The organism is Ralstonia sp. 25mfcol4.1 (assembly GCF_900104095.1).
Taxonomy (GTDB): Bacteria; Pseudomonadota; Gammaproteobacteria; order Burkholderiales; family Burkholderiaceae; genus Cupriavidus.
Genome location: NZ_FNJO01000012.1, coordinates 179,833 through 194,270 on the forward strand (window position 1 = coordinate 179,833; position 14,438 = coordinate 194,270).

Below are 14,438 nucleotides of genomic sequence, written 5' to 3' on the forward strand. Positions count from 1 at the left end.
AGCGGCGTATTTTGCCCGATGATCGCGCAACTTGCAGGATGCCCCTTCGCTGATCGCCCAGAAATGGAACAATCGCCCCCCGATTCGCCGGAAATCGGACAAAAAAATGGCCGGGAGGAACCCGGCCATTCTTGCGTTGCGGCGTGGTGCGAGCGGGGGCGCGCTCAGACTTCCGCGCGCTGCTCGCTTTCCGGTGCCTCGGGCGGCTCCGGATCGGCTTCGGAGAACGTCAGCTTGATCTGATCCTCTTCGTCCAGGTCCACGGCCACCTTGCCACCGGTGACCAGCTTGCCGAACAGCAGTTCGTCCGCGAGTGCCTTGCGGATCATGTCCTGGATCAGACGCTGCATCGGCCGCGCACCCATGAGCGGATCGAAGCCCTTCTTGGCCAGGTACTTGCGCAGCTTTTCCGAGAAGCTGGCTTCCACCTTCTTCTCGTGCAACTGCTCTTCCAGTTGCATCAGGAACTTGTCCACCACGCGCAGGATGATTTCCTCGTCCAGCGCACGGAAGCTGATGGTCGCATCCAAACGGTTGCGGAACTCCGGCGTGAACATGCGCTTGATGTCGGCCATCTCGTCGCCCTGCTCGCGCGCCGTAGTGAAGCCGATCGTGGCACGGTTCATCGTCTCGGCCCCGGCGTTCGTGGTCATGATGATGATCACGTTGCGGAAGTCTGCACGACGGCCGTTGTTGTCGGTCAGCGAACCGTGGTCCATCACCTGCAGCAGGATATTGAAAATATCCGGATGTGCCTTCTCGATCTCATCGAGCAGCAGCACGCAGTGCGGCTTCTTGGTGACGGCCTCGGTCAGCAGGCCACCCTGGTCAAACCCGACATAGCCCGGCGGCGCGCCGATCAGGCGGCTGACCGCGTGGCGCTCCATGTATTCGGACATGTCGAAGCGCAGCAGTTCGATGCCCATGATGAACGCGAGCTGCTTGGCCACTTCGGTCTTGCCCACGCCTGTGGGGCCCGAGAACAGGAACGAGCCGATCGGCTTGTCGGTCTTGCCCAGGCCGGCGCGCGACATCTTGATCGCCGATGCCAGCGCCTCGATGGCCGGATCCTGGCCGAACACCACCGACTTCAGGTCGCGTTCCAGCGTCTGCAGCTTGCTGCGGTCGTCCTGGTTCACGCTCTGCGGCGGGATGCGGGCGATGCGCGACACGATGTCCTCGATCTCGCCCTTGCCAATGGTCTTTTTCTGCTTCGACTTCGGCAAAATGCGCTGCGCGGCACCTGCCTCATCGATCACATCGATCGCCTTGTCAGGCAGATGACGATCGGTGATGAAGCGGGCCGACAGTTCAGCCGCCGCGGTCAGCGCCGAGGCCGCGTACTTGACGCCATGGTGCTCCTCGAAGCGCGACTTCAGTCCGCGCAGGATCTGCACGGTCTGGTCCACCGAAGGCTCGACCACGTCGATCTTCTGGAAACGACGCGACAGCGCCGCATCCTTCTCGAAAATGCCGCGATATTCCGTGAACGTGGTGGCACCGACGCACTTGAGCTGGCCCGACGACAGCGCCGGCTTGAGCAGGTTGCTGGCATCCAGCGTGCCGCCCGACGCGGCGCCTGCGCCGATCAGCGTATGGATTTCGTCGATGAACAGGATCGCGTGCGGATTATCCTTGAGCGACTTCAGCACGCCCTTGAGGCGCTGTTCGAAATCGCCGCGGTACTTGGTGCCGGCCAGCAGCGCGCCCATGTCGAGCGAGTACACGGTCGCCTTTTCCAGGATATCCGGCACTTCGTTCTTGGTGATGCGCCAGGCCAGGCCTTCCGCAATGGCGGTCTTGCCCACGCCGGCTTCGCCCACCAGCAGCGGGTTGTTCTTGCGCCGGCGGCACAGCACCTGCACCACGCGCTCCACCTCGCTGTCGCGGCCGATCAGCGGATCGATCTTGCCGGCCTTGGCCAGCGCGTTCAGGTTCTGGGTGTACTGCTCGAGCGGGCTTTCCTTGCCGTCACCGCCCTCGCCTTCGGGGTTGCCCTCGCCGTGCTTGGCCGGTTCGGCCTGGTCCTTGCGGATGCCGTGGCTGATGAAGTTGACCACGTCCAGGCGCGTCACGCCCTGCTGCTGCAGGTAGTACACCGCGTGGGAGTCCTTTTCGCCGAAGATGGCCACCAGCACGTTCGCGCCGGTCACCTCCTTCTTGCCATTCGACGTCGACTGCACGTGCATGATGGCGCGCTGGATCACACGCTGGAAGCCCAGTGTGGGCTGCGTGTCCACTTCATCGGTGCCCGGTACGACAGGCGTGTTGTCTGCGATGAAATTCTTCAGACTGGTGCGCAAGTCCTCGATATTGGCCGCGCAGGCGCGCAGCACTTCAGCTGCTGTGGGGTTGTCGAGCAACGCCTGTAGCAGGTGTTCCACGGTAATGAACTCGTGGCGTGCCTGGCGAGCCTCGACAAAGGCCATGTGCAGACTTACTTCCAATTCTTGCGCAATCATGCTTCCTCCATCACGCACTGCAGGGGGTGGCCCGCCTGCCGCGCATGGGTTGATACAAGCTCGACCTTGGTCGCCGCAATATCCCGCGTGTAGATACCACAAACGCCTTTACCTTCCCGGTGGACGGTGAGCATGATCTGCGTCGCCGTTTCCCGGTCCCTGCTGAAATACTGCTGCAGGATCATCACGACAAACTCCATCGGAGTGTAGTCGTCATTGAGCAGGAGCACCTTGTACATCGCCGGCGGCTTGAGCTGCTGCTCTTTCCGCTCGATGACTGTGCCTGCTTCGCGTTGGGGGGTGTTCGCCAGCCGTGTCGCCATGGCTTTTATTCTAACCCTTACTCACAAGTCTGCAATTTGGGGAACTGGCCCGGTATTCAAGGGCAGCCCTTCGGAAAAATCCTAGCGTGGGCAACCGCACAAAGGGCGCCCGGCGCACGTTCACGGTGCATGGTACGCGCCCCCCGACCCTTGCCGGGGCATCGGGCAAGCCGCCAGGCGGCGTTTTCAAAAATCCATGCACCACGGCGACAAAGGTACCATCTGGCGCCGTTTCAATCCCGCCACACCCCACGCCCAGTGGGGAATCTGCCAGCTTGACAGTATGTAGGTTTGCCAGAAAAATCGTTTGCACATCGGGGCCTGGACAGCGAGCCGAAGCAAAAATGTCCAGACCGGATGTATCCGTGAGCAGGGAGGCCCACGACCGGCGTAGGTCAGCCATTTGCGGCTCGTTTCCGGAGGCGGTTTCGTTTCCGGACGGGCGCGGCGGCTGGCCACGCAAACTTCATTTGCGCGGCGCTTTACGCAGCCGGTCCGTCAGGAGCGGCAGGCTGGGCCCGCCAGGGTGGTTTTCAGCTGGCCATTGGTTTCCCCGCTTGAAATCAGCTTTTTCGTTGGGGGAGTTTATGGCAAGCGGTATCGTCAAATGGTTCAATGACGCCAAGGGTTTCGGATTTATCAAGCCGGACGATGGCGAGGAAGAACTGTTTGCGCACTTTTCGGCAATCCAGATGGCGGGCTTCAAGACGCTGAAGGAAGGCCAGCGCGTTTCGTTCGAGGTGGTGCAAGGCCCGAAGGGCAAGCAAGCCACGAACATCCAGGACGCCGCCCAGTAAAGTGCGCCGCGGCCGAATGCGCCATACAGAGCGGCGTCGGCCAATGCGGATGTGAAGGGGGGAAACTTCCTTCGGAACGGGATCCTGTGCCACGGCTGGCAATGCCAGCCCGGGGCACGCACCAAGCGCGTACGCCAAGCATCCGGAAAAAACGCCCGGCCCATGTGAACCATGTGCCGGGCGTTTCTGTTTCTGCGATGCCCGCTGCGGTTCCTGGTGCCGGAACGGCGTTCCGCAAATCCCAAGGTGCCGGCGCCGCGCCACTGGCATCTCCGCACCGCCCTTGACCGACAACCGGTCGACTCCCGAGGCCCGACGCGTTCCGCGCCCCGGGCGCTGACCTCGTCGAGCGGGGGTAGTGGCGCACCGTCAAGGAAACTTCCCAGGGTCGCCTCGCTTTCGTAGGAGCGCCATTTCGGCGTCGATGGTGGCTTCGTAGACTGGCCCGAGCCATCCCGCGCATGTTGCGCGCGGACACTCTCGACCATCGGAGTTTCGCCAAATGACACACACGCTACGGGCAGCTGCGTTCTGCGGCGCCATCGTCTTGGGGTCAGCCAGCGCAATCGCCACCCCACCGCCGCCTGGCCACGATCCTCACGCCTGGTCCTACGAAGGCGCGACGGACCCATCTCACTGGGGGGAACTGGACCCGGGATTCTTCCGGTGCGCCACGGGCGAGCGGCAGTCGCCGGTCGATATCCATGGCGCGACTCCGGCGCACCTGCCGCCGCTCGCGTTTCACTATCGGCCTACGCGGGCAAAGGTCGTCAATACCGGACATACGATCGAAGTGCGGCCCGCCGGCGATGAAACGCTGACGACGGCAACGGGCACCTATCGACTGGCGCAATTCCACTTTCACACGCCCAGCGAGACCCGCTTCAACGGCAAGGCCTATCCGCTGTCCGCGCACTTCGTCCACCAGGACGACCAGGGGCGCGTCGTGGCCGTGGTCGCTGTCATGTTCAGGATGGGCAAACCCAACCCGCAGCTGGCCACGCTGTTTCGTACGTTGCCTGGCCAGGGCGCCCAGCCCGTGCCGATGCCCGGCCGGGTCAACATCGCCGGCTTGCTGCCCAAATCGCACAATTACTACACGTTTTCCGGCAGCCTGACGACGCCGCCCTGCACCGAGGATGTCCGGTGGTATGTGATGAAGCAGCCGCTGACGATCTCGCCGCAACAACTGGCCGCGTTTCGTAGCCGCTATCCGATGAATGCACGGCCGCTCCAGCCGCTGGATGGGCGGGAGATTCAGTCGGGCAACTGAGCGCAGCGGACATGAAAACGCCCCGGCCACCTCACGGTGCCGGGGCGCTTGCCGTCGGGGTCGGCCAGCCTTACATGTTGTCGATCATCACCTGGCCAAACCCCGAGCACGACACCTGCGTCGCGCCTTCCAGCAGCCGCGCGAAGTCGTAGGTCACCTTCTTCGACTGGATCGATTTTTCCATCGACGCGATGATCAGGTCGGCGGCTTCGGTCCAGCCGATATGCCGCAGCATCATTTCTGCGGACAGGATTTCCGAACCCGGATTCACGTAGTCCTTGCCGGCGTATTTCGGCGCCGTGCCATGGGTGGCTTCGAACATCGCCACCTCGTCTGACATGTTGGCGCCGGGCGCGATGCCGATGCCGCCCACCTGGGCCGCCAGCGCGTCCGAGATGTAGTCGCCGTTCAGGTTCAGCGTGGCGATCACCGAATATTCGGCCGGGCGCAGCAGCACCTGCTGCAAAAACGCATCGGCGATGACGTCCTTGATCACGATGTCGCGGCCGGTCTTCGGGTTCTTGAACCGGCACCACGGGCCACCATCCACCAGTTCGGCACCGAATTCCTGCTGCGCCAGCTCGTAGCCCCAGTCACGGAAGCCACCCTCGGTGAACTTCATGATGTTGCCCTTGTGCACCAGCGTGACCGACGGCTTGTCGTTGTCGATCGCATACTGGATTGCCTTGCGCACCAGCCGCTGCGTACCCTGTTTCGATACCGGCTTCACGCCGACGGCCGACGTGTCCGGGAAACGGATCTTCTTGACGCCCATTTCGTCCTGCAGGAAGGCGATCAGCTTCTTCGCCCCCTCGCTGCCGGCCTCCCATTCGATGCCGGCGTAGATGTCTTCCGAATTCTCGCGGAAGATCACCATATTGGTCTTTTCGGGCTCGCGCACCGGCGACGGCACCCCCTTGAAATAGCGAACCGGGCGCAGGCACACATAAAGATCGAGCTGCTGGCGCAACGCCACGTTCAGGGACCGGATACCGCCGCCGACTGGCGTGGTCAGCGGGCCCTTGATCGACACCACGTATTCCTTGACCACGTCGAGCGTCTCGGCGGGCAGCCACACGTCCGGGCCGTAGATGCGCGTGGACTTCTCGCCGGCGAAGACCTCCATCCACGCGATCCTGCGCTGGCCGCCGTAGGCCTTGGCCACGGCGGCGTCCACCACCTTCAGCATCACCGGGGTGATATCGACGCCCGTGCCGTCGCCTTCGATATACGGAATGATCGGGTTGTCGGGCACGTTCAGCGAGAAATCGGCGTTGACCGTGATCTTCTCGCCTGCCGGCACTTTGATGTGCTGATACATGTTCGTCTCCAACTGCGGATGGGGTGATGGCTGGCACCAGGCCGCAAGCCTGGCGACGCGATTGTGTTGTGCGAGGCATTGTAACGGGCGTTTCGCCACCGTCGCGTGACACAGGCCAACGGCATCCGCGCCTGGCTGCCCGCCGCATCGCATATCAGTCTTATATAAGACATAAGACTATCCGTATATTATGCATAAAGCGATAGCACGCGCCAACCTTTGCGCGACGGCTAGGGCGGCACTGATGGATAATGCGCGCCCATGACCCTGATCGCCCTCAACAAGCCCTTCCAGATGATGAGCCAGTTCTCCGCGCATCCGTCGCGGGCGACGCTGGCCGATTGCGTCGACGTGCCCGGCGTCTATCCGGCCGGACGCCTTGACGCGGACAGTGAAGGCCTGCTGCTGCTGACCGACGACGGCGCGCTGCAGACGCGCATCGCCGATCCGAAGCACAAGCTGGCCAAAACCTATCTGGCGCAGGTGGAAGGCGTGCCCGACGATGCCGCGCTGGCCCGCCTGCGCGCGGGGGTGGATCTTGGCGATTTCACGACGCTGCCAGCGGCCGTGCGCGTGGTCGACTCCCCTGCCTGGCTGTGGGATCGCGACCCGCCGATCCGGTATCGGGCAGCCATTCCCACCACTTGGGTCGAGTTGCAGATTCGGGAAGGCAAGAACCGCCAGGTGCGCCGTATGACGGCTGCGGTCGGCTATCCCACGCTGCGGCTGATTCGCGCGGCTATCGGCAACCTGTCACTGCCCGATCTGGGCCTGATGCCGGCGCAATGGTGCGCCGTGGATGTCCACGCACTGGGACTTCTATCCCGGGCGTCACATGTCCGCGACGCAATACATGTGCGCAAGCGCTAGTAAAACGCAGTTACAAATAGTGATAAAGCTGACGTCAACGGCAAAAGATGGCGTCTCGTTGTTGCGAATGACACGTCTACGCGCGTCGAACCCTCCAAATACTGGATACATCTCTGAGGTACTCGCAATGAAAAAACTGATCGCTGCCCTGGTTGTTGGCCTGTTCGCCACTGGCGCTTTCGCCCAGGCTTCGGCTCCCGCTGCTGACGCTGCGCCGGCCGCCAAGGAAGCCGCGAAGCCCGCGAAGTCCACCCACCACAAGCATTCGTCGACCAAGCACCACGCCAAGAAGGCGGAAGCTTCGGCACCGGCCGCCCAGTAAGGCGACCCCGCGCGGGCACGCGTCCGCGCGACTGTAGAAAGGCAGGCGCCCATGCGACCTGCCTTTTTTCATGTCCGGCGCTTTTCGGCACGGCCGGCATGGCTGCGCTATGCTCTCGCCTGCAGCAAGACCCCCAACGACAAGATTCGCCATGCATCCCGTGTTCAAAACCCTGATGGCCGTGGGCGCCGCCGCGCTGACGAGCCTGGCCCAGGCGCAGTCCGCGCTGCCCGTCATCCCGTTGACCGCCGGCATGTATGCCATCCAGGCCGAAGTAGCGGCATCTTCCGAAGCCCGCGAGCGCGGGTTGATGTTCCGCAAGTCGATGCCCGCCAACGCCGGCATGCTGTTCGTGTTCGAGGAAAAGGCCGGGCACTGCTTCTGGATGCGCAACACGGACCTGCCTCTTTCCATCGCCTTCCTGGCCGATGACGGCAGCATCGTGAACATCGAGGACATGAAGCCCCAGACCGAGGACAACCACTGCCCGCGCGCCGCCGTGCGCTACGCGCTGGAGATGAACAAGGGCTGGTTTGCGCAGAAGGGCATCAAGCCCGGCGCAAAGATCGGCGGCCTGCCGCAAGCGCGGCAGGGGCAGTAGCGTTTCCTGGTCGGATCGTGTTGCTTAGTCGCGGAAGTTGTTGAAGTCCAGCGGTGCCTCGCTGACGTCCTTGCGCAGCAGCGCGATCACCGACTGCAGGTCGTCGCGCTTGGTACCCGTCACGCGCACGGCGTCGCCCTGGATGCTGGCCTGCACCTTGATCTTGCTGTCCTTGATCATGCGCACGATTTTCTTCGACAGGTCGCCGGTCACGCCCTTCTTGATCGTGATGACCTGCTTGACCTTGTCGCCGCTGATCTTCTCGACCTTGCCGTAGTCCAGGAAGCGCACGTCCACGTTGCGCTTGGCCATCTTGTTGATCATCACGTCCTTGACCTGGCCGAGCTTGAAGTCGTCATCGGCAAACGCGGTCAGTTCGCCTTCCTTCTGCTCGACGCGGGCGTCGGATCCCTTGAAGTCGAAACGCGTGGAGATTTCCTTGTTGGCCTGCTCCACGGCGTTCTTCACTTCCACCATATTGGCTTCACACACTACGTCAAACGACGGCATATCGATTCTCCTGGTCTTGCGTGGCCCGCCGTTTGCCCCGGCGGGCGGTTCATGCGGTTACGTATAATCTTGGCCTGCCCCGGTCCGGGGTGCTTTCCCCGTCCTTCATGGCAGATTTTTACGAATTTTATCCCCTGCGCACCCACAATACATTCGGCTTCGATGCGCGTGCGCGGCTGGCGGCGCATATTCGCAGCGAATCTGACCTGGTGTCGGCCCTGTCCGACCCGCGCGCGGCCGGGATGCCGGTGGTGGTGCTCGGGGGCGGCAGCAACGTCGTGCTGACCGGCGATCTCGATGCCTGCGTGCTGCTGATGGAAATCCCGGGCTACGACATCGCCGAGGACACCACCGAAGGCCGCGCCGACTGGCTCGTGACGGCCGGCGCCGGTGAAAACTGGCACGGGCTGGTGAGCCGCACGGTTGCCGACGGCATGCCGGGCCTTGAAAACCTGGCCCTGATTCCGGGCACGGCCGGCGCCGCCCCGATCCAGAACATCGGCGCCTATGGCGTGGAACTGCGCGACCGGTTTGCACGGCTGCGGGCCTACGATCGCCAGGCGCGCGAATTCGTCACGCTCGATCTGGACGCCTGCGGATTCGGCTACCGCGACAGCCTGTTCAAGCGCGAAGGCCGCGACCGCTACATCATCACGGCCGTGACGCTGCGCCTGCCGAAGACCTGGGAGCCGGTGCTCAACTACGGCGAACTGGCGCGTGAACTGCAACACATTGCATCACCCGGCGCCGCACAGGTGCGGGATGCCGTCATCGCCATCCGCTCGCGCAAGCTGCCCGATCCGGCACAAATCGGCAACGCGGGCTCGTTCTTCAAGAATCCGGTGGTGGAAGCGTTGCAGCGCGATGCGTTGCTGGCCGAGCATCCGGCGCTGGTCAGCTATCCCCAGCCCGACGGCCGCTACAAGCTGGCAGCGGGCTGGCTGATCGACCAGTGCGGCTTCAAGGGCCTGGACGACGGCCCCGTAGGCGTCTACGGCAAGCAGGCGCTGGTGCTGGTACATCACGGCGGCGGCACGGGCGCCGCGCTGCTGAAGCTGGCGGACCGCATCGCCGATACGGTCCAGGCGCGCTTCGGCGTCAGGATCGAGCCGGAACCGGTGATTCTCTGAGCGGCGGCACGACAGCCGGCATCACTGGAAATGGCAGACGTAGTCCAGCGTGTCGGTCACTTCGATGTCGAAGCTGCTGTTGCCCGGCACGTCGAACTGCTGGCCCGCGCCGTAGGTCTTCCATTCTTCCGAGCCGGCCAGGCGCACGCGGCAGCTGCCCGCGTTGATTTCCATGACTTCCGGCGCGCCCGTGCTGAACGTCAGCGCGGACGGGAAGATCACGCCCAGCGTCTTGCGCGTGCCGTCGGCAAACAGCACCGTGTGGCTCACGCACTTGCCATCGAAATACAGGTTGGCCTTCTTGACGACCGACACATTGTCGAACTGGCTCATCTCAATCTCCTCGGATCTTGCGGTTCGTAAAGACGTAAAAAAGGGAGCCATCGCGGCCCCCCTTTCATTGGCTCCGGCGCCGGCTCAATAGCGGCCGCAGAGCAGGTATTCCATCAGCGCCTTCTGGACGTGCAGGCGGTTCTCGGCTTCTTCCCAGACCACGCTGCGCGGGCCGTCGATGACGGCGGCTTCCACTTCCTCGCCACGGTGCGCCGGCAGGCAGTGCATGAACAGCGCGTCGTCAGCGGCGCGGTCCATCATCGCCGTGGTCACCATCCAGTCCTTGAACGCGCGCTTGCGCGCTTCGTTCTCGGCCTCGAAGCCCATGCTGGTCCACACGTCGGTGGTCACCAGGTGCGCGCCCTGGCAGGCTTCCAGCGGATTGGCGAACACCTTCACGCGCGGCGCGGCCGATGCCGGCACCATCGCCGGGTCGAGCTGGTAGCCCGGGGGCGCCGAGAACGTGAACGTGAAGTCGAGCCGCTCGGCCGCCTGGATCCAGGTGTACGCCATGTTGTTGGCGTCGCCGATCCACGCCACGGTCTTGCCGGCAATGCTGCCGCGCTGCTCGATATACGTGAAGATATCGGCCAGCACCTGGCAGGGGTGGTATTCGTTGGTCAGCCCGTTGATCACCGGCACGCGCGAATGCGCGGCAAAGCGGTCGATGATGTCCTGGCCGTAGGTGCGGATCATGATGATGTCGACCATGCGCGAGATCACCTGTGCGGCATCCTCGATCGGCTCGCCACGGCCCAGCTGCGAATCACGCGTGTTCAGGAACACGGCATGGCCACCCAGCTGGTGGACACCGGCCTCGAACGACAGGCGCGTACGCGTGGAATTCTTTTCGAAGATCATGGCCAGCGTGCGGTCGTGCAGCGGGTGCCATGTCTCGTAGTTCTTGAACTTCGCCTTCAGGATCCTCGCGCGGTCCAGCAGGTACGCGTACTCGTCGGCACCGAGATCGCTGAACTGGAGGTAATGCTTGATCGGGGTTGGGCTCATAAAACAAAGAAAGCGGCTCGCTTTGGACACGCAGCCCGATTGCGCGGAAGGGCAATCTTTCAAGGCCGGAGCGTGTCGCGGAGCCGCCTTTCGCGTCGCTTACGCAATGTAATTGCAAAGATCATAAGGGATTATTCCAGCTTTGGCGAGCCCGCTCCGTTAACCTCCGGAGGCGGCACTGGCGCCGCACTGGCGGCCACTGACAGGTTTCCGACAGGATTCAGCCTTATGCGCAGGTCTTATATAAGATATAATACTCGCTGATTCACGCGGGGCCCGGCATACCCATGCCAACAGCCCGCCGCCGGCATCAAAAGTGCCCCCGCCGACACCACCGCCCCGCTGGTCATGTCCGGATGCGCGCGAACCAATCGCCCGCCGGATGCGTCAAACGGTGCGCCCGTTGAAGCGGGTTTACCGTCGAGTCACCAAGCAGATCCCCGCAGTCCCATGACCACCCCCCAAGTCCGCGAATATTTCATCCAAGGCGTTACGAAGGAAGGCAAGACCTTCCGCCCCAGCGACTGGGCCGAGCGGCTGTGCGGCGTGATGGCGCAATTCCGTCCCGAAGGCGATACCGGCGATCCCCGCCTGACGTACTCGCCGTATGTGCGTCCGGTGATCGTGGCTGGCGTCAAAAACGTGGTGGTCGATACCCGGCTGCGCGACATCGAGCCGAAGGCGCTCGATTTCGTCCTGAACTTCGCGCGCGACAACAACCTCCAGGTCGTGGAAGCCTGCTCGGTCGAGCACTGACACCGAAGGCGACGCACCCGAATGAATAAACCCGGCCGGCGCCGGGTTTTTTGTTGACCGGTCGCGCACGCGACCGAAGGCAGGGACAGCGACGCGCCAGAAAACAAAAAGCCCGTCCGGAGACGGGCTTTTCTTTCTGCAGGCCACCGGGGTGGCCCAGGCAGACTTAGGCGGCCATGCCCTTGATGGCGGCCGACAGGCGCGACTTGTGACGTGCGGCCTTGTTCTTGTGCACGATCTTCTTGTCAGCAATGCTGTCGATGATCGTTTGCGACTGCTTGAAGATTTCAGCAGCAGCAGCCTTGTCGCCGGCGTCGATCGCCTTGCGAACTGCCTTGACGGCGGTGCGCAGACGCGAGCGCAGGCTGGAATTGTGGGCGTTCGCGGCGACGGCTTGGCGCGCGCGCTTGCGAGCTTGTGCGGAATTTGCCATGTATCTCTTCCTGAATTCAGAATGCGCGCCCGGGGCGACGCAATAGTTTGGGACGCAACAATTAAGTCACATCTTGCGACCCGGGATGTTTCGACAAACGAATCCTGGACGCGACTGTCCTTGCGAATCGGCGATTATACACACATGCCCGCGGCACAGGCAAGGGTGATTCGTATACCCATGCTGACGGTCGCCCCGCAACGGCCGATCCGTATAATAAGCGCCACATCCGGCGCCGCCTGGCCGCAGACCGTGGCGCCGCGGCAACTTTTGGGGCCAAACGGGCGTCTGAACCGCGTTCCGCCCTGGCTGCGCAGCCGCCGGCCGGCCTGAAGCTTTCCCCGACTACCACCTTGAACCTTCTCAAAGCCCTTGCCACCATCAGTGGCCTGACGATGCTGTCACGCATCACGGGCCTGATGCGCGAAATCCTGATTGCCCGGGCCTTCGGCGCTTCGGACATGACCGACGCCTTCAACGTGGCGTTCCGCATCCCCAACATGCTGCGCCGCATCTTCGGCGAGGGGGCTTTCTCGCAGGCCTTCGTGCCGATCCTGAACGAATACCACGGCAAGCGCGGCGACGCCGAGACGCATCTGCTGATCGACGCCGTGGCCACGGTGATGGCGTGGGTGCTGGCCGCCGTTTCGCTGGTGGGCGTGATTGCCGCGCCGATCGTCATGACCGTGGTGGCCACGGGCTTCCGTGGCGACGCCGACACCTACGACTCGGCGGTGTTCATGACGCGCGTGATGTTCCCGTACATCGGCCTGATCTCGATGGTGGCACTGGCCTCCGGCATCCTGAACAGCTGGCGCAACTTCGCGGTGCCCGCCTTCACGCCCGTGCTGCTCAATCTCTGCCTGATCGTGGCCGCGGTCTGGGTGGGCCCCCACTTGACGCAACCGATCTACGCGCAGGCGTGGGGCGTGCTCATCGGCGGCGTGCTGCAGCTGGCCATCCAGGTGCCCGCCATGCGCCGTCTGGGCGTGCTGCCGCGGATTTCGCTGAACCTGCGCCAGGCCTGGGCCAATCCCGGCGTGCGGCGCGTGGTCAAGCAGATGGCGCCAGCCCTGCTGGCCGTGTCGGTGGCCCAGATCAGCCTGATCATCAATACGAATATCGCATCGCGCCTGGGCGCCGGGGCCGTGTCGTACATCACCTATGCAGACCGTCTGATGGAGTTCCCGACGGCGCTGCTGGGCGTGGCGCTGGGCACCATCCTGCTGCCAAGCCTGTCGCGCGCCAACGCCAACGACAACCGCGAGGAATACTCGGGCCTGCTCGACTGGGGCCTGCGGCTGACGTTCCTGCTCGCCCTGCCCTGCGCGGCCGGGCTGATGCTGTTCGGCACGCCGCTGACATCCGTGCTGTTCAACTATGGCCGCTTCGACGCCCATGCGGTGGAGATGACGCGTCAGGCGCTGGGCACGTATGGCGTGGGCCTGCTGGCACTGATTCTCATCAAGATCCTGACGCCGGGCTTCTATGCGCGGCAGGACATCCGCACCCCGGTCAAGATCGCGATCCTGGTGCTGGTCATCACCCAGTTGTCGAACTTCGTGTTCGTGCCCGTGCTGGGCCATGCCGGCCTGCCGCTGTCGATCAGCTTCGGCGCCACGGTCAATGCGCTGCTGCTGTTCTTCGGGTTGCGCCGGCGCGGTTTCTACCATCCGGCGCCGGGCTGGGGCATGTTCCTGCTGCGGCTGGCGGCGGCCATGCTGATCCTGTCGGGCATGCTGCTGTGGTTCTCCCGCAATTTCGACTGGGTGGCGATGGGTGCCACGCCGTGGCTGCGCATCGCGCTGATGGCGGCCTGCCTGGTACTTGCGGCGGCGGTCTACTTCGGTACACTGTGGCTCATGGGCCTGCGCTACGCAGCCTTCCGGCGCCGCGCCGGCTAGTAGGAAGCGCTAAAGAGCATGAGGCATGGGATCCACTTGACACCCAAGGTCGGCGAGGCGTTTAAGCAGGCGGCGGATGGTCTTGTTGACGTCGTGACGGTTGAAGTGATCGGAACCAAGGTCGGCGTACTCAACGCCATCGCGAAGCATATGGTAGGCAGCGGTAAGCATGGAGGCGGCGACCGCGAGGATTGCCTTCTTGCCACCGCGGCGGGCCTTGATGCGCAGGAATTGGGCGTGCAGATAGCTGGTTTTAACGCGTACAGCAGCCCAGGCCGCCGTCACCAAGGCAGTTTTGAGCCAGGTCCCACTCTTTCGCACGCGCGTGCTGCGGCGCTTGCCGGCGCTCTCATCGTTACGCGGGCACAGCCCTGCCCAGGACACCAGGTGGCCAG

At 63.5% G+C, this 14,438-nt stretch carries 16 protein-coding genes; 8 read left to right on the forward strand and 8 right to left on the reverse strand.

The features are described from left to right. Window positions 1–164 precede the first annotated feature (164 nt). Both clpA and clpS read right to left on the reverse strand, forming a co-directional pair. Window positions 165–2,462 carry an ATP-dependent Clp protease ATP-binding subunit ClpA gene (clpA, locus tag BLQ58_RS20945; protein WP_092601763.1) on the reverse strand — a complete coding sequence of 766 codons (2,298 nt, stop codon included), beginning with the start codon at window positions 2,460–2,462 and terminating at the stop codon, window positions 165–167. Then, window positions 2,459–2,785: an ATP-dependent Clp protease adapter ClpS gene (gene clpS, locus BLQ58_RS20950; protein ID WP_049815983.1), complete on the reverse strand. Its 327-nt coding sequence runs from the start codon at window positions 2,783–2,785 to the stop codon at window positions 2,459–2,461. Before clpS ends, clpA begins: the two co-directional genes overlap by 4 nt. 587 nt (window positions 2,786–3,372) lie before the next feature. On the opposite strand from clpS, the gene BLQ58_RS20955 reads away from it, so the two are divergent. Both BLQ58_RS20955 and BLQ58_RS20960 read left to right on the forward strand, forming a co-directional pair. Further along, window positions 3,373–3,582 (forward strand): cold-shock protein, encoded by a 210-nt coding sequence (locus tag BLQ58_RS20955; RefSeq protein WP_029051623.1) that lies wholly within the window; start codon window positions 3,373–3,375, stop codon window positions 3,580–3,582. Between the two features lie 502 nt (window positions 3,583–4,084). Beyond that, entirely contained in the window at window positions 4,085–4,855 is a 771-nt protein-coding gene (locus BLQ58_RS20960; protein ID WP_029051624.1) for a carbonic anhydrase, read from the forward strand. Window positions 4,856–4,925: 70 nt separating this feature from the next. Here the strand turns inward: BLQ58_RS20960 and icd are convergent, their stop codons facing one another. After that, window positions 4,926–6,176 (reverse strand): NADP-dependent isocitrate dehydrogenase, encoded by a 1,251-nt coding sequence (gene icd, locus BLQ58_RS20965; RefSeq protein ID WP_092601765.1) that lies wholly within the window; start codon window positions 6,174–6,176, stop codon window positions 4,926–4,928. 261 nt (window positions 6,177–6,437) lie between these two features. Between icd and BLQ58_RS20970 the strand changes: the two genes are divergently transcribed. From BLQ58_RS20970 to BLQ58_RS20980, 3 genes are all read left to right on the forward strand, one after another. Next, entirely contained in the window at window positions 6,438–7,046 is a 609-nt protein-coding gene (locus tag BLQ58_RS20970; protein ID WP_092601767.1) for a pseudouridine synthase, read from the forward strand. 127 nt (window positions 7,047–7,173) lie between these two features. After that, window positions 7,174–7,368, forward strand: coding sequence for a hypothetical protein (locus tag BLQ58_RS20975; RefSeq protein WP_066732106.1), 195 nt, complete (start codon window positions 7,174–7,176; stop codon window positions 7,366–7,368). Between the two features lie 151 nt (window positions 7,369–7,519). Further along, on the forward strand, window positions 7,520–7,969 hold the full coding sequence (locus BLQ58_RS20980) for a DUF192 domain-containing protein (RefSeq protein ID WP_092601769.1): 450 nt from the start codon (window positions 7,520–7,522) through the stop codon (window positions 7,967–7,969). A 24-nt stretch (window positions 7,970–7,993) separates the two neighbouring features. Here BLQ58_RS20980 and BLQ58_RS20985 read toward each other — a convergent pair whose 3' ends face one another. Continuing rightward, entirely contained in the window at window positions 7,994–8,479 is a 486-nt protein-coding gene (locus BLQ58_RS20985; protein WP_092601771.1) for a YajQ family cyclic di-GMP-binding protein, read from the reverse strand. 107 nt (window positions 8,480–8,586) lie between these two features. Here BLQ58_RS20985 and murB point away from each other — a divergent pair, with 107 nt between their 5' ends. Next, window positions 8,587–9,609 carry a UDP-N-acetylmuramate dehydrogenase gene (murB, locus tag BLQ58_RS20990; protein ID WP_092601773.1) on the forward strand — a complete coding sequence of 341 codons (1,023 nt, stop codon included), beginning with the start codon at window positions 8,587–8,589 and terminating at the stop codon, window positions 9,607–9,609. 21 nt (window positions 9,610–9,630) lie between these two features. On the opposite strand, the gene BLQ58_RS20995 is transcribed toward murB, so the two are convergent. Further along, the gene (locus tag BLQ58_RS20995; protein WP_092601775.1) at window positions 9,631–9,942 is read right to left on the reverse strand and encodes a pyrimidine/purine nucleoside phosphorylase; all 312 of its coding nucleotides are present in this window, start codon (window positions 9,940–9,942) and stop codon (window positions 9,631–9,633) included. An 84-nt stretch (window positions 9,943–10,026) separates the two neighbouring features. Further along, entirely contained in the window at window positions 10,027–10,950 is a 924-nt protein-coding gene (gene argF / locus BLQ58_RS21000) for an ornithine carbamoyltransferase (protein WP_092601777.1), read from the reverse strand. 450 nt (window positions 10,951–11,400) lie between these two features. Here argF and BLQ58_RS21005 point away from each other — a divergent pair, with 450 nt between their 5' ends. Then, window positions 11,401–11,706 carry a DUF3579 domain-containing protein gene (locus BLQ58_RS21005; RefSeq protein ID WP_092601779.1) on the forward strand — a complete coding sequence of 102 codons (306 nt, stop codon included), beginning with the start codon at window positions 11,401–11,403 and terminating at the stop codon, window positions 11,704–11,706. Window positions 11,707–11,872: 166 nt separating this feature from the next. Here BLQ58_RS21005 and rpsT read toward each other — a convergent pair whose 3' ends face one another. Next, window positions 11,873–12,139, reverse strand: a complete 267-nt coding sequence (rpsT, locus tag BLQ58_RS21010; protein ID WP_066732116.1) for a 30S ribosomal protein S20 — start codon at window positions 12,137–12,139, stop codon at window positions 11,873–11,875. Window positions 12,140–12,492: 353 nt separating this feature from the next. On the opposite strand from rpsT, the gene murJ reads away from it, so the two are divergent. Beyond that, complete coding sequence (gene murJ, locus BLQ58_RS21015) at window positions 12,493–14,043, forward strand: murein biosynthesis integral membrane protein MurJ (RefSeq protein ID WP_092601781.1); 1,551 nt, start codon at window positions 12,493–12,495, stop codon at window positions 14,041–14,043. Window positions 14,044–14,052: 9 nt separating this feature from the next. Here the strand turns inward: murJ and BLQ58_RS21020 are convergent. Further along, a partial coding sequence (locus tag BLQ58_RS21020; protein WP_139186144.1) for a transposase occupies window positions 14,053–14,438 on the reverse strand: 386 nt, incomplete at its 5' end.

Excerpts from the sequence above, each read along its gene's own strand:
- clpA (WP_092601763.1), bottom strand. The coding sequence starts at position 2,462 with ATGATTGCGCAAGAATTGGAAGTAAGTCTGCACATGGCCTTTGTCGAG.
- clpS (WP_049815983.1), bottom strand. The coding sequence starts at position 2,785 with ATGGCGACACGGCTGGCGAACACCCCCCAACGCGAAGCAGGCACAGTC.
- BLQ58_RS20955 (WP_029051623.1), top strand. The coding sequence starts at position 3,373 with ATGGCAAGCGGTATCGTCAAATGGTTCAATGACGCCAAGGGTTTCGGA.
- BLQ58_RS20960 (WP_029051624.1), top strand. The coding sequence starts at position 4,085 with ATGACACACACGCTACGGGCAGCTGCGTTCTGCGGCGCCATCGTCTTG.
- icd (WP_092601765.1), bottom strand. The coding sequence starts at position 6,176 with ATGTATCAGCACATCAAAGTGCCGGCAGGCGAGAAGATCACGGTCAAC.
- BLQ58_RS20970 (WP_092601767.1), top strand. The coding sequence starts at position 6,438 with ATGACCCTGATCGCCCTCAACAAGCCCTTCCAGATGATGAGCCAGTTC.
- BLQ58_RS20975 (WP_066732106.1), top strand. The coding sequence starts at position 7,174 with ATGAAAAAACTGATCGCTGCCCTGGTTGTTGGCCTGTTCGCCACTGGC.
- BLQ58_RS20980 (WP_092601769.1), top strand. The coding sequence starts at position 7,520 with ATGCATCCCGTGTTCAAAACCCTGATGGCCGTGGGCGCCGCCGCGCTG.
- BLQ58_RS20985 (WP_092601771.1), bottom strand. The coding sequence starts at position 8,479 with ATGCCGTCGTTTGACGTAGTGTGTGAAGCCAATATGGTGGAAGTGAAG.
- murB (WP_092601773.1), top strand. The coding sequence starts at position 8,587 with ATGGCAGATTTTTACGAATTTTATCCCCTGCGCACCCACAATACATTC.
- BLQ58_RS20995 (WP_092601775.1), bottom strand. The coding sequence starts at position 9,942 with ATGAGCCAGTTCGACAATGTGTCGGTCGTCAAGAAGGCCAACCTGTAT.
- argF (WP_092601777.1), bottom strand. The coding sequence starts at position 10,950 with ATGAGCCCAACCCCGATCAAGCATTACCTCCAGTTCAGCGATCTCGGT.
- BLQ58_RS21005 (WP_092601779.1), top strand. The coding sequence starts at position 11,401 with ATGACCACCCCCCAAGTCCGCGAATATTTCATCCAAGGCGTTACGAAG.
- rpsT (WP_066732116.1), bottom strand. The coding sequence starts at position 12,139 with ATGGCAAATTCCGCACAAGCTCGCAAGCGCGCGCGCCAAGCCGTCGCC.